A 23,879-nucleotide genomic window follows, 5' to 3' on the forward strand; every position below is an offset into this window, starting at 1 on the left:
GGATCGCTCTCCGCACTATTACCGGACGATAACCACCACCAGCCGCTTCGGCCCGTGGACGCCGTAGGCCAGCGTCTGCTCGATGTCCGCGGTCTTCGACGGGCCGGAGATCAGCAGGGCGTTGGTCGGCATGCCGTCGGCCCAGCGATTCTCGGTCATCGCCTGCCAGAAGGTGTCGTACAGCGCGTCGGCGCGCAGCAGCGCCAAGTGCATGTGCGGCACCAACGACATCAGCCGCGGCTCCTCCGGCGTCGGCCAGACGATCAGGCTGCCGGTGTCGGCGATGGCCCCCAGCGTCGTGGTGATGCCGGCGTCGATGCCGTCGAACAGCCGTTCCTTGAAGGTCTCGACCCGGTCGGCGTAGGGGATCAGCTCCGGACCGCCCGCCATCCCGGACGCCGCCCATTCGGCGGACAGGCGCGCCCCGGCCTCGGTCGACGGACCGAACAGCAGGTTGCGGGTGCCCTGCGCCGTGAGGAAGGCCTGGACGTCGGCGGGCCAGTCGGCCTCCGTCGTTTCCAGGAATTCCGTGTGGACGGCCTCCATCATGCGCTTGATGCGCTCCAGCCGCTCCGCGCCGTCCCAGCGCTTGTTGCGCAGGACGGCGAAGTCGGACTCCGGCGGGGTCAGCGGGTGGGCGTCGCGCCCGGCGCGCAGCTTGCCCAGGATCGCGTTTCTGGACTCAGACATCGGGAATCCCCTTTTCGCGGGCGAGGGCGTGGAGCGTGCGGTTGGCGAAGCGCGGCTTGGCCCGCACGTTCGTCCACTCCTTCAGCAGCGGCAGGCTGGCAGGGGCGGCGTTGCCCAGCTTCGCCAGCAGCGCCGTCGCGAACTGGTAGGCGAGCGGCGAGGCGTAGGTCATCGACCAGCCCTTCCACACCATCGCCTCCGCCTTGCTGGCGTGCGATCCGGCGCCCCGCACCGCGTCGCCGGGATGAACGGCCTCCGACCGCAGGCGGCCCATGATCTCCACGATGGGGATCTTGACCGGGCAGATCTCGACGCAGGCGTTGCACATGGTGCAGGCGTGCGGCAGCTCGCCCCGCTTCTCCAGCCCTTCCACCTGCGGCATCAGGATCGAGCCGATCGGGCCGGGGTAGGGCGCCTGATAGGCGTGGCCGCCAACCTTGGTGTAGACCGGGCAATGGTTCATGCAGGCGCCGCAGCGGATGCAGCGCAGCGTGTTGCGCAGCTCCTCGTCGGCGTAGATGCCCGACCGCCCGTTGTCGAGGATCACCAGATGGATCTCGTTCGGGCCGTCCTTCTCGCCCTCCTTGCGGGGGCTGGAGATCATGTTGACATAGGTGGTGATCGGCTGGGCGGTGGCGGAGCGGGTCAGCAGGCTGATGACCGGCGGCACGTCCTCCAGCTTCTCCACGACCTTTTCCAGGCCCATGACGGCGATGTGGACGGGCGGCACCGTGGTGCTCATGCGCCCGTTGCCCTCGTTCTCCACCAGGCAGAGCGTGCCCGTCTCCGCCACCGCCATGTTGACGCCGGAGATGCCGACGTCGGCGGTCGCGAACTTCTTGCGCAGGACGCGTCGGGCGAGGTCCGTCAGCTGGGCCACGTCCTCGGTGTATTCCGCTTCCTTGATCTTCTGCTTGAACAGATGGGCGATCTGCTTGGTGTTCATGTGAATCGCCGGCATGATGATGTGCGAGGGCATCGCTTCATCAAGCTGGACGATGTATTCACCGAGGTCGCTTTCCAGGCTCTCGATGCCGTGCTTTTCCAGGAAGGCGTTGAGGTGCATCTCCTCCGACACCATCGACTTGCCCTTGACCACCAGCTTGGCGTTCACGCGCTGCATGATGGAGAGGACGATGGCGTTGGCCTCGTCGGTGGTGGAAGCCCAATGGACCTGGATGCCGTTCTTCGTGCAGTTGGCTTCCAGCGTCTCCAGCAGTTCCGGCAGCTTGGACAGGGCGCGCAGGCGGACCGAGGCGCCGAGCGTCCGCACCCCGTTCCACTCGGCGGTGTCGGCGAACTGCACGGCGCGCTTGGACATCAGCCCGTCCATGGCACGGCGGAAGTTGCCGCGGAGCTGCTGGTCCTGGAGCGCCGCGCTGGAGGCCTTCGCAAAATTGATGCTGGTCTCACCCATGGGTGCGCTCCTTCAGGAACTGGGCGATGTGGACGCCGCGGACCGGCTTCTTGCCGCCCTCCAGCGCGCCGGAGATGTTCATCAGGCAGCCGCAGTCACCGGACACCACGGCCTTCGCCCCGGTGTTCTCGATGTCCGCCACCTTGTCGCCGACCATGGCGGCCGAAATCTCGGGATGGCGCACGGCGAAGGTGCCGCCGAAGCCGCAGCATTCCTTCTCCCGCTGCAACTCGACCAGCTCGACGTTGGCGAGCTGGCGCAGCAGGGCCTTTGGCTCGTCGGTCACGCCCATTTCGCGCTGGGCGTGGCAGGAGGCGTGCCACGTGATCTTCACCGGTGGCCCCTGGTCCTCGAATTTAACCTTGAGGACCTGGACGAGGAACTGGGTCAGCTCCCACACGCGGGACGCCACCTGACGGGCGCGGACCTCGTCCGGCTCGCCTTTGAACAGGTCGGGCCAGTGCTTGCTCATCATGCCGGCGCAGGAGCCCGACGGCACGACGATGGGCCAGTCGCCGGGGAAGTAGTCCAACTGCGCGCGGGCGACCTTCAGCGCCTCCTCCCGGTAGCCGGAATTGTAGGCGGGCTGGCCGCAGCAGCTCTGCCCCTGCGGGAAGACGACGCGGATGCCCTGCGCCTTCAGCAGCTCCATGCCGGCCATGCCGGCTTCCGGATAGAACAGGTCGACCAGACAGGTGCCGAAGAAGTAAACGCTTTCGGGCCGCTCGATGTCGGGGCGGCTCGTGGTGCCGTCGTGGCTCATGGTTTTCCTCCCTCCCGCCTCAGAACGCGGGTTCCGACGCGCGCGTGGAAGCCGTGGCGGGAGCCTTCGGCGTCGAGCAGGCATCGACCAGATAGACGATGGAACGGTACGGCAAGCCGGAGTGGTCGGACAGGCCGATCTCGCAGGTCCGGCTGTTCGAATAGCCGGCCTTGGCCCCGGCGGGGATGTCCTTGGACAGGTGGCGCAGGGCGTGGGCGTTCAGCTCCGGCGTGGTGAAGCCCTTGTCGCCGGCGAAGCCGCAGCAGCCGACATCCTCCGGCACCACCACCTGGGTGGCGCAGGCGGCGGCCACCGCCTTCATCTTGGCATCCAGCCCCATGCGGCGGGTGGAGCAGGTCAGGTGCAGCACCACCGGCTCCGTCTGCTTGGTGAAATTCAGCCGCTCCAGCAGATGGTCGTGGATGAACTCCACCAGATCCAGGACCTGGAGCCCGGCGTCCTTCAGGTGCTTCTTCAGCCGGAAGGAGCAGGGGCTGGTGTCGAGGACCACCGGGGCCGTGCCGTTGGCGCTGGCCGCCCAGATGGCGCGGACCATCTCCTCCGCCTTGGCGTCGGCCTGGGCGGCAAGGCCCTTGCTCTCCAGCGGCATGCCGCAGCACAGCGAGGACAGCTGCTCCGGATAGGCGACGCGGTAGCCGGCCTTCTGGAACAGCGCCTCCACCTTCACCGGCAGCGGGGTCTTCTCCGGATCGTTGGCGGCGGGACCCATGCTGCGGCTGGTGCAGCTCGGCACATAGACGACGGTCGGCGCGTCGGCGGACGCCTTGGCCTGGGGCAGCGGCGTGAAGTTGGTCGGGGTGGGCAGGGCGCGCGGCAGATGCGGCAGGCGCTGGCCGGTGACAGTGCGCAGCCCTTCGAACAATGAATTGGCCGTGCCGTCGCCGAGCGTCCGCTTGGCCAGATCGGCGAGCTTCAGACCGGCGCGGGCGACGCTCAGCGCCCCGGCGGTGTGGCCGGCGACGTAGGTGCCGAACCCCTGGGCCACCGCCCCGCGGCGGTCGCCGCGCAGCGCCTTGATGAGCAGTCCCGTCTCGATCCCCACCGGACAGGCGGTGGAACAGAGGCCGCAGGCCGCGCAGGTGTCGATGCCCTGGTAGTCGTAGGCCTCGTGCAGCGCGCCGAGCCGCGTCGCATCGGCACCGGTGGCCTCAAGACGCGAAATCTCGCGCCAGCCGACGATGCGCTGGCGGGGGGAGAGCGTCATCTTGTGCGACGGGCAGGTCGGCTCGCAGAAACCGCACTCGATGCAGGTGTCCACCAGCGGGTGGGCGGCGGGCATCGCCTTCAGATTCTTGAGGTGCGCCTCCGGGTCGTCGTTCAGGATGACGCCGGGGTTCAGCAGGCCCTGCGGGTCGAGCAGCGCCTTGATCTCCTTCATCAGGCCATAGGCCTGCGGACCCCACTCCATCTCGACGAAGGGGGCCATGTTGCGGCCCGTGCCGTGCTCCGCCTTCAGCGAGCCGTCGTACTTGCGCACCACCTGATCGCACACCGCGTCCATGAAGCGGCGATAGCGGTCGACCTCCTCGTCGGTGTCGAAGGCCTGGGTGAAGACGAAGTGCAGGTTCCCTTCCAGCGCGTGGCCGAAGATGATCGCCTCGGTGTAGCCGAATTTCAGGAACATGGCCTGAAGCTCGACCGTCGCCTCGGCCAGTCGGTCGAGCGGGTAGGCCACGTCCTCGATGATGACCGTGGTGCCGACCTTGCGCATGGCGCCGACCGCCGGGAACAGGCCCTTGCGGATCTTCCAGTAGCTTTCGCCCAGCTTGGCGTCGGTGGTGAAGGTGGGCGGGAACAGGGTCTGGGTCTGGGCGATCACCGCGCTGACCGCGGCAATGTTGGCGTCCAGCGCCGCCGCATCCTCGCCGCGGATCTCCACGAGCAGGGCGGAGGCGTCCGGCCCCAGCCCGCCGATGAAGTCCGGCATGCCCGGCTTGTCCTCGACCGAGCGCAGCGAGGCGCGGTCCATCAGCTCCACCGCCGAGACCGGCGTCGGCTTCATCAGCGCGACGGCGCGGCAGGCCTCGCCAATGTCGGGGTACATCAGCAACGCGTTCGCCTTATGGGCGTGTTCCGGCACCGTGTTGTAGGTGATCTCGGACAGGAAGCCGAGCGTGCCCTCCGACCCGATCATCAGGTGCTGGAGGATCTCGACGGGCTCCTCGAAGTCCACCAGGGCGTTCAGGCTGTAGCCGGTGGTGTTCTTGATGCGGAACTTGTTGCGGATGCGCTCCGCCAGTTTCTCGTCGGCGCGGGTGCGGGCGGCCAGATCGGACAGGCCGGACAGCAGGGCGCCGTGGCTGACGGCGAAGGCGGCGCGGCTGGCGGCGTCCCCGGTGTCGAGCAGCGTGCCGTCGGCCAGCACCAGCCGCATGGAGGCCAGCGTGCGGTAGCTGTTCTGGGCGGTGCCGCAGCACATGCCGCTGGCGTTGTTGGCCGCGATGCCGCCGATCTTGGCGGTGGCGATGGAGGCCGGGTCCGGACCGATCTTGCGGCCGAAGGGAGCCAGCTTGCGGTTCGCCTCCGCCCCGATGACGCCGGGCTGGAGGGTCACCGTCGCCGCACCCGGCGGGATGGTGCAGCCGCGCCAGCTGTCGCCCAGCAGGACCAGGACGGAATCGGTGACCGCCTGGCCCGACAGGCTGGTGCCGGCGGCGCGGAAGGTCACCGGGGTCTTCAGCTCCCGGCAGAGGTTGAGCAGCCGCACCACCTCGCCCTCGGCCTCGACGATGGCGACGATCTTCGGGATCAGGCGGTAGAAGCTGCCGTCGGTCCCATAGGCCAGCGTGCGCAGCGGGTCGGTGACGAGGCGTTCGTCCGGCATGAACTCCCGGAGGGCCGCGTGCAGGCGGTCATAGGGCGCGGGCAGCATCGGTTCTCGGGGCCTCCGGATCTGGGACCGCGCGACGACTCCTCCGTGATCGCCGGTCCGGGTTGCGGGTGCTGGGGCGACGTTTGTTTCCGCCCGTCGGACGGACGGCTTGTTGTGTGCCACAGTCAGTCAGTCGGATAATCGATTTGCTTGGTGGCCGCAATGGTAAAATGAATTGACCAAACGCCGCGCTGTGATGCTGCAACGCATAAAAAATACGGCGGACAAAGAAAGCGGCGCCTTCCGACCGGATGGAAGGCCGAGCGGCGCCGTAGGGAATAAAGCTCGGCAGTGGATGACGCCCCTTCTCCTCGGGGGGAGGAGAAGGGGGTTCGGAGGTCGACGCTTAGGGGATCATCCAGGGCAGGATGTAGGCCTGGATCATGGTGATGACGCCGATGATCGCGACGAAGAACAGGCTGTGCTTCACGGTGAAGCGGAACAGCTCGGACTCGCGGCCGACCAGACCCACCGCGGCGCAGGCCACGGCGATCGACTGCGGGGAGATCATCTTGCCGGTGACGCCGCCGGTCGTGTTGGCCGCGACCATCAGCACATCGGACACGCCCACCTGCTGCGCCGTGGTGGCCTGCAGGCCGCAGAACAGCGCGTTGCTCGACGTGTCGGACCCGGTCAGGAACACGCCCAGCCAGCCCAGGATCGGCGAGAAGAACGGGAACAGGAAGCCCGTGCCGGCCAGCAGCAGCGCCAGGGTCGAGGACAGGCCCGAGTAGTTGGCGATGAAGGCGAAGGCCAGGACCATGCCGATCGAGTAGATCGGGCGCTTCAGCTCGCTGACCGTCTCGACGAAGGTCTTCACGCCGTCGGCCGGGCGCATCTTCAGCATGACCATTGTGATGATCGCGGAGATCAGGATGGCCGTGCCGGTGGCCGCCAGCAGGTCGAGCTTGTAGACGGCGTCGATGGGCTTCGGCGAGGCGACGATCGGGGCGGCCTTCAGGACCAGCTTGTCCAGACCGGCGATCGGGAAGTACAGCACCGTGTCGGCCAGCGCGCCGCCCTTGGCGAACAGGGCCTTGAAGGGCTTCAGGCTCCAGATCGTGACGATCACGGTCAGGATCAGGAAGGGCGACCAGGCCTTGGCGATCTCACCGGCGCTGTAGCTGCGCTGGGCGTTGAACTCGCTCGACGCCATGGCGCCGACCGACTGCGGCACCGGACCCGACGCCAGCGGGGAGTTGGCGAAGCGGAAGATCGCCTTCGGCTTCCAGAACTTCAGGAAGACGGTGATGCTGACGAGGCTGACCAGGGCGGAGGTGATGTCCGGCAGCTCCGGCCCGATGAAGTTGGCGGTGAAGTACTGGGTGACGGCGAAGGTGCCGCCGGCGACCAGGATGGCGGGCCAAGTCTCGCGCACACCCTTCCAGCCATCCATGATCATGATGATCCAGAAGGGCACGAAGACGGACAGCAGCGGAAGCTGGCGGCCGGCCATGGCGCCGATCTTGAACGGGTCGAGCGAGGTGACCTGACCGGCGACGATGATCGGAATGCCCATGGCGCCGAAGGCCACCGGGGCGGTGTTGGCGATCAGGCAGAGACCGGCGGCGTAGAGCGGGTTGAAGCCCAGCCCGACCAACAGCGCCGCGGTGATGGCGACCGGCGCGCCGAAGCCTGCAGCCCCTTCCAGGAAGGCGCCGAAGGAGAAGCCGACCATCAGCATCTGAAGCCGCTGGTCCTCGGTGATCGACACCACCGACGAGCGGATGATCTCGAACTGACCGGTCTTGACCGTGATCTTGTAGAGGAACACGGCGGCCACGATGATCCAGGCGATGGGCCACAGGCCATAGAGGAAGCCGTATCCGGCGGACGCCAGCGCCATGCCGACCGGCATCTTGTAGAACAGGATGGCGACGGCCAGCGAAATGGCGACGGTGATGGTGCCCGCGATGTGACCCTTCATGCGCAGAACGGTCAGCGCGATGAAGAAGAAGATGATCGGCAACGCGGCCACAAGTGCCGAAAGCCAAAGGTTACCCGCGGGATCGTAGACTTGTGTCCAGGGCTGCATGTTTCCTACCTATGCCGCAGATTCTCGGTTCTGCGCTTTGGCCAGCGACCATGAGTGGAGCCCGGATCCGCGCGTCTTATCCGGACGCGCGCCGCCTGTCATTCCACGGCCGATCGGTCGTGGAGATCAGTTTTTTTCTTGGGTTGGGCTCCGGTCAAAACTTATGACCAAAGGCTCAGAACGGATACATTGGGTCGCAATGGTTGGCAATAGGGAAAATTCAATTTACCGTCAGCGTCGCGAGAGACTTTTTCTTGCCCGTGGTATTACCACCTGACCCCTCCGATGGCGGCGCGGTCGGGAAACGGTGCCACGGGGCTCGCTGGGGCTGGACGTGCGAAAGCCGTGACGATATCTAACCTTCTGGATCGGGCGGGATTTCTGCGGATGCAGGGCAAGGGGCAAGGCAAGGGAATGATAAAGCCGGCCAAGTTGGCGGACGCCATCGCGGACCATCTGGAGACGCTGATCCGGGAGGGCGTGCTGCGTCCGGGGGAGAAGCTGCTGCCGGAACGGGATCTGGCGCTCAAGCTGGACGTCTCGCGCCCGTCGCTGCGCGACGCCCTGGAGAAGCTGGAGGAGCGCGGGCTGCTCGTCTCCGGGCGAAACGGCACGCACATCGCGCAGTTTCTGGCGCCCATCGCGGCGCCGCTGGCGGCGCTGCTGCAATCCGATCCGGACGCGCCCTTCCATTACCTGGAGTTCCGCAGTTCCATCGAGGCGTCCGCCGCCAAGCTGGCCGCGCAACGGGCGACCGACCTCGACCGCGAGGCGATCCGCGCCCTGGCCCAGCGCATGCGCGACGCCCATGGGAAGGACGACCCGTCGGAAGAGGCCGACGTGGACGCCCAGCTTCACCTCGCCTTCTACGAGGCGGCGCACAACACGGTGATGCTGCACATCATGGGCGCGCTGTCGGAAATGCTGCGCAACGACGTGTTCTACAACCGCGACCGGCTCTACACCCGGCCCGCCGTGCGCGACTTGCTGTTGAATCAGCACTTGGCCATTGCCGATGCGGTTCTGGCCGGCGATGCCGAGGCCGCCCAGGCGGCGGCGGAGGCGCACGTGATGTTCACGCTGCACACTTTGCGCGAAATCCGCGAGGACGACACGCGGCTGGAGGCCTCCCTGCGCCGCATCGGGCGCACCGACCTGATCGAAACTGCCGAACGGGCCTGAGCCCCGTTCGGTCGTCCATCATTCGGGAACCCGAGGGCCATTCTCGGTTTTACACGGCTGTAGGCCAAGGGAGGTCCAGCCGTGCCCACCGCAACGCCACTTGCCGAAACGCTGCCGTCCATCATTCCCTATTGCGGCGCCCCGCCGGTGCCGGACGGGTTCTGGAGCGCCTGGAACGGCGATCCGGTCCTGCTCGGCGTCTTCGCCCTGGCCGCAGTGGGATACACGGCGGTGGTGCGGCGGCACGGATTGGCGATGGCTCGTCACCAGCCCTGGTGCTTTGCCGCCGGCTGGCTGGTTCTGTTCGCCGCCTTCGTGTCGCCGCTGTGCAACCTGACCTCCGCCCTGTTCTCGGCGCGGGTGGTCCAGCATCTCCTGACCATCCAGGTGGCGGCGCCCCTGCTGGTCCTGTCCTGGCCGATGGGCGCGCTCCGCTGGCCCAACTGGGCGCGGATCCTGGCGTCACCTTTGGCCGTTCCGGAAATCGCCTGGGGTCTGTTCGGGCTGTTCCTCTGGGTGTGGCACCTGCCGGGACCCTACATGGCGGCGCTGCGCTTCGACGCGGTTCTGTGGGTCATGCACGCCAGTCTCCTCGTCGGCGCGGTCGCCGCGTGGCGGACGGTGCTGGCCCCTGACGATGCGGCGATGCGGGGGAGGGGGCTGCTGTCGGCCTTCGGCACCTCGGTCCATCTCGCCATCCTCGCGGCGCTGCTGATCTTCGCCCCGCAGCCGCTGTTCGTCTACCATCTGGACACGACGGCGCCCTGGGGCCTGTCTGCGCTCGCCGACCAGCAGCTCGGCGGCCTCATCATGGGGGTGGTCGGGGCGGCGGTCTATGTGATGGTCAACCTCTACGCCTTGGCGCGCTGGCTGATGGTGCCCGAGCGGCAGCGGTCGTAAGGCGGTCAGCGCGCCTCCAATCCGAGGAAGCTCCAGGACACATCGCCGCGGCCGAGCATATCCTCCCGGTCATTCCGATGGATGCAGCGAAGGCCGACGGACGCGGCAAGCTCGATGGTTTCAGCGGCTGAAACGTCGTACATGGTCCGCCCCGCCGGCACCGGGCCATGCCGCAAGGACATGACGATCCGGCCGTTCGGGTTCAGAAGGGCCGCGATGTGCGGCATCGCGATGGCTCGCTGGGCTTTGTCGAGATGCATCCACACAGCGGTGAGCAGGACGACGTCGTAGCGCCCGCCGTCGCTCCGCACCGCCGTCAGCTCCGGCAGGCTGTCGTCGATCCAGCGGATCGGCGTCGCGGCGTGAATGCGCACACCCGCGTTGCGAAGCTCCACCGTCGGTTCGACGGCCGTCACGTCGTGACCGAGCCGCGAGAGGGCGGCCGCGTCCCGTCCGGTGCCGGCGCCGATGTCCAGGATGCGGCTCGGCCGGGAGGGAAAAAGGTGGAGCACATCGCGATGCACATCGGCGAACGCCACGCTCTCGTACTGTTCCGTGAGCGCCGTCGCGTTTTCACCGTATCCGCTCAATCCGCTCATTCCCCGGCCCTCCGCATGGCGCGCCGATGACGGCGCGACCGTCCCTCCTGCATACCACAGAGCGGCGGACATCACCGATGCGTTGGGGAGACGCGCGCAGCGAAAAACCCCGGCCCTTGCGGGCCGGGGTTCTCGTGTCGCGTCATGCTCAGTGGACGGCGGCGCTGCTCCGTCCGCCGCTGCCGGTCAGAGCGAAGCCCAGCGGCGGGCGTTCCGGGGCCTTGAAGCCGGTGGCGCGGTCCTCCTCGACCGGCACCCCGTCCAAGGTCAGGCGACCGTCCCGCGCCGACAGGTGCAGGGTCGAGCGTTCGTCCACCTCGCCGTCGAGCAAGCGCTCGGCGATCGGGTCCTCCACCAGATTCTGCACCGCCCGCTTCAACGGACGGGCGCCGAAGGCCGGGTCCCAGCCAAGGTCGGCGAGACGGGCGCGGGCCGCGTCGTCGGCGGTCAGGGACAGGCCGCGCTCGGCCAGACGGTCGGCGACGCGGGCAAGCTGGATGTCCACGATGTGGGCCATCTGCTCGCGTCCCAGCCGGCGGAAGATCAGCACGTCGTCCAGCCGGTTCAGGAACTCCGGCCGGAAGGCGCGGCGCACCGCGTCCATGACCTCGATCCGAGCGCCCTCCAGGCTGTCGTCCTCGCCGAGTGCGGTCAGGGCGTCCGCCCCCAGGTTCGACGTCATGATCAGGATCGCGTGGCGGAAGTCCGCCGTGCGGCCCTGCCCATCGGTCAGCCGCCCGTCGTCGAGCGCCTGGAGCAGCACGTTCAGCACATCCGGATGGGCCTTCTCCACCTCGTCCAGCAGGACGACCTGATAGGGCCGGCGCCGGATCTTCTCGGCCAGCGTGCCGCCGTCGTCATAGCCGACATAGCCCGGGGGCGAGCCGATCATGCGGGCGACGGAGTGCTTCTCCATATACTCCGACATGTCGACGCGGGTGACAGCGGTCTCGTCGTCGAACAGGAAGGCGGCGAGCGCCTTGGCCAGTTCCGTCTTGCCGACGCCGGTCGGGCCGAGGAACAGGAAGGAGCCGGTGGGACGGTTCGGGTCCTTCAACCCGGCCCGCGCCCGGCGCACCGCCTTGGACACGGCGCGCACCGCCTCCGCCTGACCGACGACGCGCTCGGCCAGCCGGTCCTCCATGCCCTTCAGCCGCTGCCGCTCGCTGTCCAGCATGCGGTCCACCGGGATGCCGGTCCAGCGGGTGACCACGGCGGCGATGTCCTTCGCCGTGACCTCCTCCCGCTCCGCGTTGGCGCGGGATTCCGCCTCGGCCAGACGCTTCTCCAGGTCGGGAACGACGCCGTAGGCCAGCTCGCCGGCCTTCGCCCAGTCGCCATCGCGCTGCGCGTGCTCCAGCTTGGTGCGGGCCTGGTCCAGCTCCTCCTTCAGGCGGCGGCCCTCGGTGCGGCGGGACTGGCCGACGCGCCATTCCTCTTCCATGGCGGTCAGCTTCGCCTCGTCCACTGCGAGTTCGGATTCCAGCTTGTGCAGCCGTTCCTGGGACGCGGCATCGGGCTCCGACTTCAGGGCCTCGCGCTCGATCTTCAACTGGGCGACACGGCGACCGACGGCGTCCAGCGCCTCCGGCTTGCTGTCGATGGCCATGCGCAGGCGGCTGGCCGCCTCGTCGACGAGGTCGATGGCCTTGTCGGGCAGTCGGCGGTCGGCGATGTAGCGGGCGGAGAGCTGCACCGCCGCGACCACCGCGGCGTCGGCGATGCGCACGCCATGGTGCACCTCGTACTTGCCCTTGATGCCGCGCAGGATCGACACGGCGTCCTCGTCGGACGGCTCGTCCACGTTCACCGGCTGGAAGCGGCGGGCGAGCGCCGCGTCCTTCTCGATGTACTTGCGGTACTCGTCCGGTGTGGTGGCGCCGACGCAACGCAGCTCGCCGCGCGCCAGCGCGGGCTTCAGCATGTTGGCGGCGTCCATCGCGCCGTCCGTGCGGCCGGCGCCGATCAGCGAGTGCAGCTCGTCGATGAACAGGATGATGCGGCCCGCCGCCTGCTGCACTTCCGACAGGACGGCCTTCAGCCGCTCCTCGAAGTCGCCGCGGAACTTGGCGCCGGCCAGCAGGGCGGTGAGGTCGAGCGCGAGCACGCGCCGGTCCTTCAGCCCCTCCGGCACGTCGCCGGAGGCCAGCCGCTGGGCCAGCCCTTCCACCACGGCGGTCTTGCCGACGCCGGGCTCGCCGATCAGCACGGGGTTGTTCTTGGTGCGCCGGGCCAGGACCTGGATGGTCCGCCGGATCTCATCGTCGCGCCCGATCACCGGGTCGAGACGGCCCTGCCGGGCTTCTTCCGTCAGGTCGCGGGCGTATTTGGCGAGCGCCTCGCCCATCTGCGAATCCTCCTGCCGGTCGGCGGGGCGGTTCTTGCTCAGCGACTCGACGCCCTCGACCAACACCGCGGGATCGACACCGGCGCGGTGGAACAGCGCGCGGGTGCTGCCGCCCTGGGCGGCCAGCGATTCCAGAAGCCGTTCGGGGGAGACGAACTTGTCCCCGGCACCCCGCGCCGTTTCGACGGCATTCTGGAGCACGCCGGCGAGCGCCGGGGACATGAAGATCGGGTGCGGCCCTTCGCCATCCACACGGGTCTGGCGGTTGAGGGTTTCCTCGGCGGCGGTCTTCAGAAGCTCGGGGTCGCCGCCGGCATCGCGGATCAGCTTGGCGGGCACGCCGTCGGCGTCCTCGACCAGGGCCTTCACGAGATGTTCGGGGACGAGCTGTTGGTGGCGTCCGGCGAGAGCCGCCAGTTGCGCAGCCTGGATGACGCCGCGCGCACGGTCGGTGAACAGACCGAAGTCCATCAGGCACTCCGTTCGTTATGGTTCCCGCCCTTTGCGAAGGCGCGGGAAGACGGCCTGTGTGGCCCGCACCATGCGCGGCCCCGGTCGCCTCAAGGGAACAGATGGGCAGGGGTGCCGCCCCGATCAAGACGGCCGCCCAGACCGCGGGGCAAGGCTGTCTTGCACCTACGATGTCTCACTATATGGACGACTATTTATTTATTTGACACACTCCATACACCTTCATAAAGTGGTGGAAACTGATATGCCAGATATCGGACAACAACGCGGGAGGGAGGATATGGCCGGCATCGGAGCAAATCCGCTCGATGCACAAGCGTCGCCGGAGAAGCCGCAGGCGTCCGGAACCCAGACGCTGATGCGCGGCCTCGCCCTCCTGGAATGCGTTGCGGCGGGCATCGGTGACGTGAAGGGCATCGCCGCCCGGCTGGGCACGCCGCGCAGCACCACGCACCGGATGCTCAACAGCCTGACCCAGGACGGCTATCTGCATCACGTGCCCTACAAGGGCTATCTGCTGGGGCCGAAGCTGATCGCGCTCGGCATGCGCGCGCTGGAGCAGCGCCCGCTGGTCGCCATCGCCCGCCCGCACATCGAGGAGCTGGCCCGCCAGACCGGCGACACCGTCCATCTCGGCGTCGTCGAAGGGGCGGAGGTCTTCTACCTCGACAAGATTCCGAACACGCGCGGGCTGGAGATGCGGTCGCGCATCGGCCTGCGCATGCCGCTGGCCTCCACGGGGCTGGGCAAGGCGCTTCTCCTCGGCCTGCCGCGCGAACGCTGGTCCGAGCTGTACGAACACGCGCTCCGCCTGACCGCGGCGGCGCCGGAACGGCCCCCGCTGGCGCCCTGGCCGGAGTTCGAATCCCGGCTGGCCGCCTATGTGGATCGCGGCTGGTCCTTCGACCTTGAAGAAAACGAAATCGGCATCCGCTGCGTCGGCGCGCCGATCCGTGACGTCCGCAACCAGGTCGTCGCCGCCATCAGCGTGGCGAGCGCCGTGCCGTACATGCCGGACGAACGGATGGAGGAGCTTGGACCCGTGGTCCGGGCGGTCGCCGACGCGATTTCAAAGGATTTGGGATGGAAACGGGACGAACGGGCGTCGGGGCATCGCTGATCGCCCTCGACTGGGGAACGTCGAGCCTGCGCGGCTTCCTGATGGGCGGCGACGGGCGGGTGCTGGACCAGCGCGCCAACGCGCACGGCATCCAGAACCTGCCGATGCCGGGCATCGCCGGCTTCGAGCAGGCCTTCGCCGACCTGTGCGGCGACTGGATGGCCGCCCATCCGGGGTTGCCGGTGGTGGCCGGCGGCATGGTCGGCAGCGCCCAGGGCTGGCGTGAGGCCCCCTATGTCCGCTGCCCCGCCGACACGACCACCCTGGCCTCGCAGGCCATCCCGGTGGAGAGCGCGTCGGGCTCCCGCATCCTGATCGCGCCGGGCGTCCTCTACGACCCGCCGAGCGGCCCGCCGGACATCCTGCGCGGCGAGGAGATCCAGATCGCCGGCGTGCTGGCCGACCGTCCCGACTGGGGCCGCGACGCCTGCATGGTGCTGCCCGGCACTCATTCCAAATGGGTGGAGATCGTCGGCGGGCGCATGATCCGCTTCTCCACCTACATGACCGGCGAGACCTTCGCCGTGCTGTGCAAGCACTCGATCCTCGGCCGGCTGATGCCGGCGGACGCCGCCACCGCGGAGGCCGAGTCCGACGCCGCCTTCGCCGAGGGCGTGCGGGCGGCGCAGGCCAGCGGGCCGGGCGACTTCACGCACCAGATCTTCGCCGCGCGCACGCTCGGCATCACCCGCCGCATGCCGGCGGAGCTTCTGAAGGATTACCTGTCCGGCCTGCTGATCGGCCACGAGCTGGTCTCCGGCCTCGGCCACATGCGCAACGAGCTGCATGAGGGCCGTCCGCTTCTGCTGATCGGCGAGGGCGCGCTCTGCCGCCGCTACGTGCGCGGCCTGGAGCTGCTGGGCGTCGAGCCCACCGACCGGCTTGAGAACACCGCCCCGCGTGGGCTTTTCCAGTTTGCCGTTGCCGCCGGCCTGATCGCGCCGGCGGGGGAGTGACGAACATGTCGGATGATTCCCTGAAGGCCCGCTTCGACGCCGCCTTTTCCGCCCTGCCGCTGGTCGCCATCCTGCGCGGCCTGACCCCCGCGGAGGCGGAGGGCGTCGCGCAGACGCTTTACGACAGCGGTTTCCGCATGATCGAGGTGCCGCTGAACTCGCCCGATCCGTTCACGAGCATCGCCGCCGTCCGCCGGCTGCTGCCGCGCGACGCGCTGGTCGGCGCCGGCACGGTCCTGGCGGTGGAGCAGGTGGCCCGGCTCAAGGAAATCGGCGCCGATCTGGTCGTCATGCCGCACGCCGACACGGCGGTGATCCGCGCCGCCAAGGCCGCGGGGTTGGTCAGCCTGCCCGGAATCGCCACTCCGACGGAAGCTTTCGCAGCGCTGTCAGCCGGGGCCGACGCCCTGAAGATCTTCCCGGCGGAGCTGGTCGGCCCGCGCATCATCAAGGCGATGCGCGCCATCCTGCCCGCCGGTACCCGCCTGCTGCCCGTGGGCGGCATCGCCCCGGACACCATGGCGTCGTTCCTGGAGGCCGGCGTGGCCGGCTTCGGGCTGGGGTCCGCGCTGTATGCGCCGGGCCTGTCTGCCGCCGAGGTCGGCGTCCGGGCGGACGCCTTCGTCGCCGCGTGGCGGCGCCTCAACCCGCGCTGACCGAGCCACGGTACCAGCGGACCATCCCGCGGCCGGTCGCAGAACGCGCCGCGGGCTTTCTCCTCCCCCCTCCTCACCACAAGCAAAGTTCCAGGGAGAACGCTCATGAAGGGCTATCGTTTCCTCACCGGCGCCGTCGTCGGCGCGCTGACCTCCGCCACGATGATGGTGGCCGCGCAGGCCGCCGGCTATCCGACCAAGCCGATCGAGCTGACCGTCCCCTACGCGGCCGGCGGCGGCACCGATCTGGTGGCCCGCGCCTACGCCGACGCGGCCAAGAAGCACCTGCCCCAGTCGATGGGCGTGGTCAACAAGACCGGTGGCGCCGGCGCCGTCGGCCTGACCGAGATCATGGCCGCCCGCGCGGACGGCTACCGCATCGGCATGGGCACGGTGGAACTCACCATGCTGCCGCACATGGGCATCGCCCGCTTCACCGCGGACGACTTCACCCCGATCGCCCGCCTGAACGCCGAGCCGAGCGCCATCACGGTGAACGTCGACTCGCCGTTCAAGACCTTCGAGGACTTCCTGGCCAACGCCAAGGCCAACCCGGGCAAGGTGCGCATCGGCAACTCCGGCACGGGCGCCATCTGGCACCTCGCCGCGGCGGCGCTCCAGGAGAAGACGGGTGCCAGCTTCAGCCACATCCCTTATGACGGCGCCAACCCGGCGGTGACCGCCCTGCTCGGCAACCACATCGAGGCGGTGAGCGTCAGCCCGGCCGAGGTCGTGAACCACGTCGCCGCCGGCAAGCTGCGCATTCTCGCCGTTATGGGCGACGAGCGTTCGGCGGCCTTCCCGGAAGTCCCGACCGTGAAGGAAAAGGGCATCGACCTGTCGGTCTACACCTGGCGCGGCATCGTCGTTCCGAAGAAGACCCCGCAGGCCGTCGTCGATACGCTGCGCGAGGCGTCCAAGGCGACCGCCAACGAGCCGGCCTTCAAGGAGACCCTCACCAAGATGAACCTGACCCTGGCCTATGCCGACGGTCCCGAGTTCGGTGAGATGATCAAGAAGGACAACGCCTTCTTCAAGGACCTGATGACCAAGCTCGGAATGGCGAAGTAATCAGGAAAGACAGGGGCGCGGGCGTCCACCGCCCGTGCCCCGTGCGTGGAGACGTCCAATGAGCCATTCCTCTGGTGGAACTCCGGGGTCGGGAACGCCGCGTTCGGCCGACCTCTTCGCCGGCGCCGTGGTCGCCGCCGTCGCCGTCGCGGCCATCGTCGTGTCGGGCGGTTTTCCGACGATGGCCGGCCTCGACACCGATGTCGGACCGGCCCGTTTTCCGATCATTTACGCGGGTGCGCTGCTCGTTCTGAGCGCGATCCTGGTCATCGGCCGGCTGATGCCCAAGCGCGGCGCCCAGGCCGCACCCGCCGAGCCGCAAGCCCCGGCCGAGGCGTTCCGGTTCCACCGGGTGGCCATCGGCGTGGTCGCGACCGCCGTCTACATCTACATGCTGTCCCTGATCGGCTACCTGCCCACGACGGTGGTGTTCCTCATCGGCATGATGCGGCTCATGGGCATGCGCAGCTGGGTCCGCGCCCCGATCATCGCGGTGGCGGTCACGGCCTTCCTCTATCTGGTGTTCCTGTACGCCCTGCAGATCCCGCTGCCGGACGGAAGCCTGTTCGAAACGGGCGAGTTCTAGTCAGCGAGGAGATGGAAGATGTATGAAATCGACATGCTCCTTCAGGGCTTCGCCAACCTTGCCAGCGAACCCCTGCCGCTTCTGCTCGCCCTGATCGGCGTCACGCTGGGCATCATCATCGGCGTGCTGCCCGGCCTGACGGCCACCATGGGCGTCGCGATCCTGCTGCCCTTCACCTTCGGCATGGACCCGGTCTCGGCCATCCTGATGCTGTGCGGCGTGTTCTTCGGCGGCATCTTCGGCGGCTCGATCACCGCGATCCTGCTCAAGATCCCCGGCACCCCGGCCGCCGCCGCGACTGCCATGGACGGCTACGCGCTGAGCCAGAAGGGCCAGGCCGGCCTCGCGCTCGGCACGGCGACGCTGTCCTCCTGCTTCGGCGGTTTCCTCAGCGTCTTCATGCTGATCTTCCTGGCGCCGCTGCTGGCCGGCATCGCGCTGGAATTCTCCGCCGCCGAATCCTTCGCGCTCGCGGTGTTCGGCCTGTCGATCATCACCAGCGTGTCGGGCGACTCCCTGGTCAAGGGGCTGATCGCCGGCTTCCTCGGGCTTCTGCTGTCCACCGTCGGCCTCGACCCGATGGCCGGCTTCCCGCGCTTCACCGGCGGTTTCAACGAGCTGCTGAACGTTCCCTTCATCCCGGTGATGATCGGCCTGTTCGCGGCGTCGGAAGCCTTCAAGTCGCTGGGCCAGCCAGAGACGCGGGCCGAGGTCAAGGTCTACATCGGCCGGATCATTCCGCCCTGGAGCGTCTTCAAGGGCCTGATCTTCACCATTCTCCGCTCGTCGGGTCTGGGCATCATCGTCGGCATCATCCCCGGCGCCGGTGCGGACATCGCGTCCTTCGTCGCCTACAACGAGGCCAAGCGCTTCTCCAAGAATCCGGAGAATTTCGGCAAGGGCGAGATCAAGGGCGTCGCGGCCGCCGAGTCCGGTGCCAACGCCTGCACCGGCGGCGACCTGCTGCCGATGATGACGCTCGGCATTCCCGGCGACGCGGTGACCGCGGTCATGCTGGGCGCGCTGACCATGCAGGGTCTCCAGCCCGGTCCGCTGCTGTTCAAGGACCACGCCGGTCTGGTGTTCACGCTGTTCGCCGGCATGCTGTTCTGCTACGCGGCCCTGCTGATCATCGGCCTGTCGTCGCTGCGCCTGATGGGCAAGGTGCTGGAGATGCCGCGCGCCATCCTGACGCCGCTCATCCTGGCGCTCTGCGTCGTCGGCGCCTACGCCATCAACAACAGCATGTTCGACGTGGGCATCATGCTGGCGGTCGGCGTGGTCGGCTTCTTCATGCAGCGTTGGGACTATCCGGCGTCGCCGGTCGTCCTGGCCCTGATCATGGGTCCGATGGCCGAGGCGAGCTTCCGCCGCGCCCTGTCCCTGTCGGGCGGCAGCCTGGACTTCCTCTACACCCGTCCGATCACGCTCGGCCTGCTGACCGTCGCGGTCATCACTCTGGCGCTGCCGCTGCTGCGCTACTTCCGGGGCAACGGCGGCAACGGCCCGACCGCGGACGGCGCGGCCGCCGGCACCGTAGGGTCCGCGAAATGACGACCGTGACGAGCGTTGGCCTGGAAGCCGTCTTCGATCCCGAACTGCGCAACGGCACCGGCGAGAACCCGGTCTGGGACGCCGAGCAAGGCTCGTGGACCTGGATCGACATCCCGGCGCGGACCATCCACCGGCTCGACCCCTCCAGCGGCGCCCACCGCCGCTGGACCCTGCCGGAGATGATCGGCAGCCTCGTCCTGCGTCCGGACGGCGGCGCGGTCTGCGCCTGCGAGACCGGCGTCTTCGACGTCGATCTGCCGGGCGAAGGCGGGGAGGCGGTGGTCACCGCCCTCGCCACCCACCGCTTCCCCAAGGAGGGCATGCGCTTCAACGACGGGCGCTGCGACCGGCAGGGGCGGTTCTGGCTGTCCAGCATGGTCATGGACATCAGCAAGGGCGACTCCTCCGGCCTGTGGCACCGCTTCACGCGGGCCGACGGGCTGACGGACACCGGAACCGGCGGCTACATCATCCCCAACGGCTCCGCCTTCAGCCCGGACGGGCGCACCCTCTACGCATCCGACAGCCACCGCGACGTGCGGATGGTCTGGGCTTGGGACTACGACACGGACACCGGCACCGCTGCCAACCGCCGCCCCTTCGTCGACATGCGGGCGATGGTCGGGCGTCCCGACGGCGCCGCGGTGGACGTCGACGGCTGCTACTGGATCTGCTGCCTGGACGAGGGCTGCATCAAGCGCTTCACCCCGAACGGCGCGTTGGACCGGCGGATCGAAGTGCCGATGCGCAAGCCGACCATGTGCGCCTTCGGCGGGCCGGACCTGCGGACGATGCTGGTCACCTCGCTCAGCCGCGGGCCGGCGGACCTCGCCGAGGACCCGCATGGCGGGCGCGTCCTGATGTTCGATCCCGGCGCCCAGGGCTTGCCGGAACCCCGCCTGGCTGTTTGAACCCTCTCCCCTCTGGGGAGAGGGTGGCCCGAAGGGCCGGTGAGGGGGATGTGCGTGGCGGTGCGTTCGGCACAAGCGGAACCCCCTCACCCTAACCCTCTCCCCAGAGGGGAGAGGGAACTTAAAGACCAAGACACGAGAGGCAAGGAATGTTTGACGATCTGAAGGGCAAGCGCGTTCTGATCACCGGCTCCACGCAGGGCATCGGCCTCGCGGCGGTGGAGGCGTTCGCCCGCGCCGGCGCGAAGGTCGCCATGAATGGCCGCCGCACCCCGGCGGACCTGGAGGCCACGCTGGCCCGTCTGAACGGGCTGGGCGGCGAGGTCGTCTTCCTCCAGGCCGACGTGTCGGACAGCGCGGCGTGCGGCACCCTCGTCGAGGCCTTCGTCGAGCGCTTCGGCGGCATCGACGTGCTCATCAACAACGCGGGCGGTCTGGTCGCGCGCAAGCCGCTGCCGGAGATCGACGACGAATTCTTCGACGCGGTGACCGACCTGAACTCCCGCTCCGCACTGATGGTGACCAAGCACGCGCTGCCGCACCTGAAGGCCGCGGCGGCGCAAAACGGCACCACCTCTTCGGTGATCTCGGTCGGTTCGGTCGCCGGCTACACCGGCGGCGGTCCGGGCGCCGGCCTGTACGGCGCGGCCAAGGCGTGGCTGCACAACATCCAGAAGAACTGGGTGGCCTTCCACACCAAGGACGGCATCCGCTTCAACATGGTCTCGCCGGGCACCTTCGACACAGCCTTCCACGCCGACAAGGACGAGGACACCAAGGCCCGCATCGGCTCCGGTTTCCCGATGGGCCGCTTCGGCCGTCCGGAAGAGTGCGCCCCGACCTTCCTGTTCTTCGCGTCGCACGCCTGCAGCGGCTACATCACCGGGCAGGTTCTCGACGTCAACGGCGGCCAGTACATGCCGTAATGATCGGCTGTCCCGTCCGTGTCCGCCCGGTCAGAGCGGACGCGGCGGGATGGCGGCTGTGAAGGCCGCCGTTTTGGCGGCGATGGCCGGCAGGCTGGGGAAGGGCACGCCGTCCTCGCACCGCAGTTGCCGGGCCACGGCGTGCAGGGTGCCGTGATGGCGGCGGCAGAGGATGCCGTCGGCGTCGCGGTCGTAGAGCCGGACGAACTGGACGGGCGCCGCCCCGTTCTCCGCATGGACCTCCACCTCCACCAGATGGGTGCAGAAGGAGCAGGCGGTCAGCGGGTCCGTCGAATCGAAGGCCACGCCGGCCTCCAGGCAGCGCCGCGCGAAGGCTTCCAGAAGCACCGACGCGCTGTCCACCGTTTCCAGCCCGCGCAGGGCGCGCACGACATCGCGCATATGGGCGACTTCCGGCAGGATCAGCCCGGCAGCGGAATGGCGGTCGTGGATCACCAGCTTCATCATGATGCGCAGGCCGTCTCGAACCGGGCGTCCCAGTGGTTGGGCGTGCCGCTCGCGGCGTAGCCGGGCCGGTTCGACCACACCCGCTGGCGGATGCGGATCTGCGTCCGGCAGTCCGCCGAGCAGTAGAGCGGGGCGGGGCCGCGGCCGGAACTGCGGGTGAATGGACGCCCGCAGCAGGCGCAATGCAGTTTGGGCGTGGGAGTAATCTGGGGCGTACGGGCGTGTGTCGGTGTCGTCATGGCTGGATTCACGAGGCATTTCCAAAGTTGGACGGACTATACGAGCGGTCTGTGACAGTTTGACGGGTGGGGGCGGGCTACCACTTTTTCGCGCCCTGGCCGCCGCTCGCGGACACGGAAACGCCCTTGGGCGCCGGCCGGTTCCCCGGTAAGGCGCAGTGTTTGGTAAATTCGGACAATGCATAAAATTAAGTTGTTTTTTCGACAGAAAATGAGCGGTCGAGAGAGTTGTTCCGCTGTTAAGCACCGATAAATTGTCTTTGACGATAAAAAATCGCGTTGTAAGGTCCCTTCTGGCGGACGAGGGTGTTTCGGCAGGCCGGTGATGCGCTGGTTGTGGCTGGCGCCCCAAACCGGGGGAGCACCGGATCGTCTTGTCCGCCGCAAGAGGAAGGGGCGGATATGGGAGCACCGACGAAGGCGACGATTCTCATCGTGGATGACACCGCCGACAACCTGTCGCTGCTGAGCAGCCACCTGAAATCCATTTATACGGTCAAGACCGTGAACAACGGCGATGCCGCGCTGCGCATCGCCTTCTCCGACCATCCGCCGGATCTGATCCTGCTCGACGTCATGATGCCGAGCATGGACGGCTACGAGGTGTGCCGCCGCCTGAAGGCCGATCCGCGGACTTGCGATGTTCCGGTGATCTTCCTCACCGCCCGCACCTCGGTGGAGGATGAGAAGTTCGGGCTGGACCTGGGCGCCGTCGATTACATCAGCAAGCCGATCAGTCCCCCCATCGTCCTGGCGCGGGTGAAGAATCACCTGTCGCTGAAGGCCACCGCCGACTCGTTGCGGGCTACCGTCGAGGAAGTGCGCGCCGCCCACAGCCGGCTGGAGGAGACGCAGCAGCATCTGATCCAGACGGAGAAGATGGCGGCGCTGGGGCTGCTGGTGTCCGGCGTCGCGCATGAGATCAACACGCCGATCGGTGTGGCCCTGACCGCGGTGTCGCATCTCTCGGGCCTGGTCGAATCGCTCGCCTCGCAATTCCAGGGCGGGGCGATCCGCAAGTCCGACCTCGCCCGCTTCCTGGAGAACGCCCGGGAAGGGACGCTGCTGGTCACCACCAACATCGTGCGCACCGCCAACCTGATCCAGAGCTTCAAGCAGGTGGTGGTGGACCGCGCCGGATCGGAACGGCGGGTCTTCGACCTCAAGGACTATCTCTCCGACGCGCTGTTCGGGCTGGACCCGCATCTGCGGGAGGCCGGGCACAGCCTCACCGTGTCCTGCCCCGCCGGCCTGTCCATCGACAGTCATCCCGGCCCGCTGTCGGAGGTGCTGTCCATCCTGATCCGCAACGCGGTTGCCCACGCCTTCCGGCCCGGACAGAACGGGCGCGTCGTCCTGTCGGTCACACCGCGGGAGGAGGATTGGGTGGAGCTGCGCCTGTCCGACGACGGCAAGGGGATCGACCCGGAGCATCTGCCCAAGCTGTTCGATCCCTTCTTCACCACCCGCCGGGGCATCGAATATCCGGGGCTGGGGCTCTACATCGCCTTCAACCTCGTCCATCAGGTGCTTCAGGGTACCATCGAGGTCGAAAGCCAGCCCGCCGGCGGTGCCAGCTTCGTCGTCCGTATGCCGCGGCGCGTGTCCGCTCTGGCCGACGCGCCGGCCTGAGGCCGGCTCGCAGGGACGGCTGCGGTCAGCAGGCTGGAATGCGCGCGGCAACACGTTCCAGCACCGCCGTGGGATCGACTGGCTTCGCGATGTAATCCACCGCCCCCATGGCGAAGCCGCGTTCCCGGTCGGCCTCGTCGGCCCGTCCTGTCAGGAAGATCACGGGGATGTTGCGAGTTCCCGGCGCCTCCTTCAAGGCGGCGCAGACCTCGTAGCCGTCCATCTCCGGCATGACCACGTCCAGCAGGATCAGGTCGGGCGGCGGAAACGCGGCGGCGATCTCCAGTGCCTTGCGCCCGTTGTTGGCGACCTTGACCCTGTAGCTGTCCTTCAGCAGGCTGCTGAGCAGCTTCAGGTTGTCCGGCGTGTCGTCCACGATGAGGATCGTGGCCTTCCCGGCCGGAACCGATGCGGGCGGTGCGATGTCCATGGAAATGTTCCGAATTGGGAGCCGGCGGGCCGG

General features: G+C 68.2%; 21 protein-coding genes. 11 read left to right on the forward strand and 10 right to left on the reverse strand.

The features are described 5' to 3' along the window. Positions 1-18: 18 nt before the first annotated feature. The 5 genes from ACWPN7_RS30445 to lldP all read right to left on the reverse strand — a co-directional run bounded on the left by ACWPN7_RS30445 (position 19) and on the right by lldP (position 7,798). Complete coding sequence (locus tag ACWPN7_RS30445; RefSeq protein ID WP_459197126.1) at positions 19-690, reverse strand: LutC/YkgG family protein; 672 nt, start codon at positions 688-690, stop codon at positions 19-21. Next, a complete protein-coding gene (locus ACWPN7_RS30450; RefSeq protein WP_040136555.1) occupies positions 683-2,107 on the reverse strand; it encodes a LutB/LldF family L-lactate oxidation iron-sulfur protein in 1,425 nt (474 codons plus the stop codon). The genes ACWPN7_RS30445 and ACWPN7_RS30450 overlap by 8 nt, the downstream gene beginning before the upstream one ends. After that, positions 2,100-2,870, reverse strand: a complete 771-nt coding sequence (locus tag ACWPN7_RS30455) for a (Fe-S)-binding protein (RefSeq protein ID WP_040136553.1) — start codon at positions 2,868-2,870, stop codon at positions 2,100-2,102. Before ACWPN7_RS30455 ends, ACWPN7_RS30450 begins: the two co-directional genes overlap by 8 nt. 19 nt (positions 2,871-2,889) lie before the next feature. Next, the gene (locus ACWPN7_RS30460; protein WP_459197125.1) at positions 2,890-5,763 is read right to left on the reverse strand and encodes an FAD-binding and (Fe-S)-binding domain-containing protein; all 2,874 of its coding nucleotides are present in this window, start codon (positions 5,761-5,763) and stop codon (positions 2,890-2,892) included. A gap of 346 nt (positions 5,764-6,109) precedes the next feature. Further along, positions 6,110-7,798 carry an L-lactate permease gene (gene lldP / locus ACWPN7_RS30465; RefSeq protein WP_103040374.1) on the reverse strand — a complete coding sequence of 563 codons (1,689 nt, stop codon included), beginning with the start codon at positions 7,796-7,798 and terminating at the stop codon, positions 6,110-6,112. 414 nt (positions 7,799-8,212) lie between these two features. Here lldP and ACWPN7_RS30470 point away from each other — a divergent pair, with 414 nt between their 5' ends. Next, positions 8,213-8,980 (forward strand): FCD domain-containing protein, encoded by a 768-nt coding sequence (locus tag ACWPN7_RS30470; protein ID WP_040136547.1) that lies wholly within the window; start codon positions 8,213-8,215, stop codon positions 8,978-8,980. Between the two features lie 81 nt (positions 8,981-9,061). After that, a complete protein-coding gene (locus tag ACWPN7_RS30475; RefSeq protein WP_451995486.1) occupies positions 9,062-9,880 on the forward strand; it encodes a cytochrome c oxidase assembly protein in 819 nt (272 codons plus the stop codon). Positions 9,881-9,885: 5 nt separating this feature from the next. Here the strand turns inward: ACWPN7_RS30475 and ACWPN7_RS30480 are convergent, their stop codons facing one another. Continuing rightward, positions 9,886-10,479: a class I SAM-dependent methyltransferase gene (locus ACWPN7_RS30480; protein ID WP_040136545.1), complete on the reverse strand. Its 594-nt coding sequence runs from the start codon at positions 10,477-10,479 to the stop codon at positions 9,886-9,888. 148 nt (positions 10,480-10,627) lie between these two features. Further along, positions 10,628-13,297 (reverse strand): ATP-dependent chaperone ClpB, encoded by a 2,670-nt coding sequence (gene clpB / locus ACWPN7_RS30485; RefSeq protein WP_200475464.1) that lies wholly within the window; start codon positions 13,295-13,297, stop codon positions 10,628-10,630. A gap of 280 nt (positions 13,298-13,577) precedes the next feature. On the opposite strand from clpB, the gene ACWPN7_RS30490 reads away from it, so the two are divergent. From ACWPN7_RS30490 to ACWPN7_RS30525, 8 genes are all read left to right on the forward strand, one after another. Further along, entirely contained in the window at positions 13,578-14,417 is an 840-nt protein-coding gene (locus tag ACWPN7_RS30490) for an IclR family transcriptional regulator (protein ID WP_040136541.1), read from the forward strand. After that, a complete protein-coding gene (locus ACWPN7_RS30495) occupies positions 14,381-15,373 on the forward strand; it encodes a 2-dehydro-3-deoxygalactonokinase (protein ID WP_456524753.1) in 993 nt (330 codons plus the stop codon). The genes ACWPN7_RS30490 and ACWPN7_RS30495 overlap by 37 nt, the downstream gene beginning before the upstream one ends. A 5-nt stretch (positions 15,374-15,378) precedes the next feature. Then, positions 15,379-16,029 (forward strand): 2-dehydro-3-deoxy-6-phosphogalactonate aldolase, encoded by a 651-nt coding sequence (locus tag ACWPN7_RS30500; RefSeq protein ID WP_149649115.1) that lies wholly within the window; start codon positions 15,379-15,381, stop codon positions 16,027-16,029. 105 nt (positions 16,030-16,134) lie between these two features. After that, positions 16,135-17,100, forward strand: coding sequence for a Bug family tripartite tricarboxylate transporter substrate binding protein (locus tag ACWPN7_RS30505; RefSeq protein ID WP_040136534.1), 966 nt, complete (start codon positions 16,135-16,137; stop codon positions 17,098-17,100). Between the two features lie 58 nt (positions 17,101-17,158). Further along, the gene (locus ACWPN7_RS30510; RefSeq protein WP_051658493.1) at positions 17,159-17,686 is read left to right on the forward strand and encodes a tripartite tricarboxylate transporter TctB family protein; all 528 of its coding nucleotides are present in this window, start codon (positions 17,159-17,161) and stop codon (positions 17,684-17,686) included. An 18-nt stretch (positions 17,687-17,704) separates the two neighbouring features. After that, on the forward strand, positions 17,705-19,240 hold the full coding sequence (locus tag ACWPN7_RS30515) for a tripartite tricarboxylate transporter permease (RefSeq protein ID WP_014241796.1): 1,536 nt from the start codon (positions 17,705-17,707) through the stop codon (positions 19,238-19,240). A 5-nt stretch (positions 19,241-19,245) separates the two neighbouring features. Beyond that, positions 19,246-20,151, forward strand: a complete 906-nt coding sequence (locus ACWPN7_RS30520) for an SMP-30/gluconolactonase/LRE family protein (protein ID WP_459197124.1) — start codon at positions 19,246-19,248, stop codon at positions 20,149-20,151. A 149-nt stretch (positions 20,152-20,300) separates the two neighbouring features. After that, complete coding sequence (locus ACWPN7_RS30525; RefSeq protein ID WP_040136532.1) at positions 20,301-21,077, forward strand: SDR family NAD(P)-dependent oxidoreductase; 777 nt, start codon at positions 20,301-20,303, stop codon at positions 21,075-21,077. 30 nt (positions 21,078-21,107) lie between these two features. Here the strand turns inward: ACWPN7_RS30525 and ACWPN7_RS30530 are convergent, their stop codons facing one another. Continuing rightward, entirely contained in the window at positions 21,108-21,545 is a 438-nt protein-coding gene (locus ACWPN7_RS30530; protein WP_040136531.1) for a hypothetical protein, read from the reverse strand. Beyond that, complete coding sequence (locus tag ACWPN7_RS30535) at positions 21,542-21,784, reverse strand: hypothetical protein (RefSeq protein ID WP_081863304.1); 243 nt, start codon at positions 21,782-21,784, stop codon at positions 21,542-21,544. The genes ACWPN7_RS30530 and ACWPN7_RS30535 overlap by 4 nt, the downstream gene beginning before the upstream one ends. A gap of 402 nt (positions 21,785-22,186) precedes the next feature. Between ACWPN7_RS30535 and ACWPN7_RS30540 the strand changes: the two genes are divergently transcribed. Continuing rightward, positions 22,187-23,416 (forward strand): sensor histidine kinase, encoded by a 1,230-nt coding sequence (locus ACWPN7_RS30540; protein ID WP_103040367.1) that lies wholly within the window; start codon positions 22,187-22,189, stop codon positions 23,414-23,416. A 25-nt stretch (positions 23,417-23,441) separates the two neighbouring features. Here ACWPN7_RS30540 and ACWPN7_RS30545 read toward each other — a convergent pair whose 3' ends face one another. Further along, positions 23,442-23,846, reverse strand: coding sequence for a response regulator (locus ACWPN7_RS30545; RefSeq protein ID WP_040136529.1), 405 nt, complete (start codon positions 23,844-23,846; stop codon positions 23,442-23,444). Positions 23,847-23,879: the final 33 nt, after the last annotated feature.

This window comes from Azospirillum sp. UENF 312511, assembly GCF_058780635.1.

Bases quoted from the DNA above. Each gene is read 5' to 3' on its own strand.
- ACWPN7_RS30445 (WP_459197126.1), bottom strand. From the start codon at position 690: ATGTCTGAGTCCAGAAACGCGATCCTGGGCAAGCTGCGCGCCGGGCGC.
- ACWPN7_RS30450 (WP_040136555.1), bottom strand. From the start codon at position 2,107: ATGGGTGAGACCAGCATCAATTTTGCGAAGGCCTCCAGCGCGGCGCTC.
- ACWPN7_RS30455 (WP_040136553.1), bottom strand. From the start codon at position 2,870: ATGAGCCACGACGGCACCACGAGCCGCCCCGACATCGAGCGGCCCGAA.
- ACWPN7_RS30460 (WP_459197125.1), bottom strand. From the start codon at position 5,763: ATGCTGCCCGCGCCCTATGACCGCCTGCACGCGGCCCTCCGGGAGTTC.
- lldP (WP_103040374.1), bottom strand. From the start codon at position 7,798: ATGCAGCCCTGGACACAAGTCTACGATCCCGCGGGTAACCTTTGGCTT.
- ACWPN7_RS30470 (WP_040136547.1), top strand. From the start codon at position 8,213: ATGATAAAGCCGGCCAAGTTGGCGGACGCCATCGCGGACCATCTGGAG.
- ACWPN7_RS30480 (WP_040136545.1), bottom strand. From the start codon at position 10,479: ATGAGCGGATTGAGCGGATACGGTGAAAACGCGACGGCGCTCACGGAA.
- clpB (WP_200475464.1), bottom strand. From the start codon at position 13,297: ATGGACTTCGGTCTGTTCACCGACCGTGCGCGCGGCGTCATCCAGGCT.
- ACWPN7_RS30490 (WP_040136541.1), top strand. From the start codon at position 13,578: ATGGCCGGCATCGGAGCAAATCCGCTCGATGCACAAGCGTCGCCGGAG.
- ACWPN7_RS30495 (WP_456524753.1), top strand. From the start codon at position 14,381: ATGGAAACGGGACGAACGGGCGTCGGGGCATCGCTGATCGCCCTCGAC.
- ACWPN7_RS30500 (WP_149649115.1), top strand. From the start codon at position 15,379: ATGTCGGATGATTCCCTGAAGGCCCGCTTCGACGCCGCCTTTTCCGCC.
- ACWPN7_RS30505 (WP_040136534.1), top strand. From the start codon at position 16,135: ATGAAGGGCTATCGTTTCCTCACCGGCGCCGTCGTCGGCGCGCTGACC.
- ACWPN7_RS30510 (WP_051658493.1), top strand. From the start codon at position 17,159: ATGAGCCATTCCTCTGGTGGAACTCCGGGGTCGGGAACGCCGCGTTCG.
- ACWPN7_RS30515 (WP_014241796.1), top strand. From the start codon at position 17,705: ATGTATGAAATCGACATGCTCCTTCAGGGCTTCGCCAACCTTGCCAGC.
- ACWPN7_RS30525 (WP_040136532.1), top strand. From the start codon at position 20,301: ATGTTTGACGATCTGAAGGGCAAGCGCGTTCTGATCACCGGCTCCACG.
- ACWPN7_RS30530 (WP_040136531.1), bottom strand. From the start codon at position 21,545: ATGATGAAGCTGGTGATCCACGACCGCCATTCCGCTGCCGGGCTGATC.
- ACWPN7_RS30535 (WP_081863304.1), bottom strand. From the start codon at position 21,784: ATGACGACACCGACACACGCCCGTACGCCCCAGATTACTCCCACGCCC.
- ACWPN7_RS30540 (WP_103040367.1), top strand. From the start codon at position 22,187: ATGGGAGCACCGACGAAGGCGACGATTCTCATCGTGGATGACACCGCC.
- ACWPN7_RS30545 (WP_040136529.1), bottom strand. From the start codon at position 23,846: ATGGACATCGCACCGCCCGCATCGGTTCCGGCCGGGAAGGCCACGATC.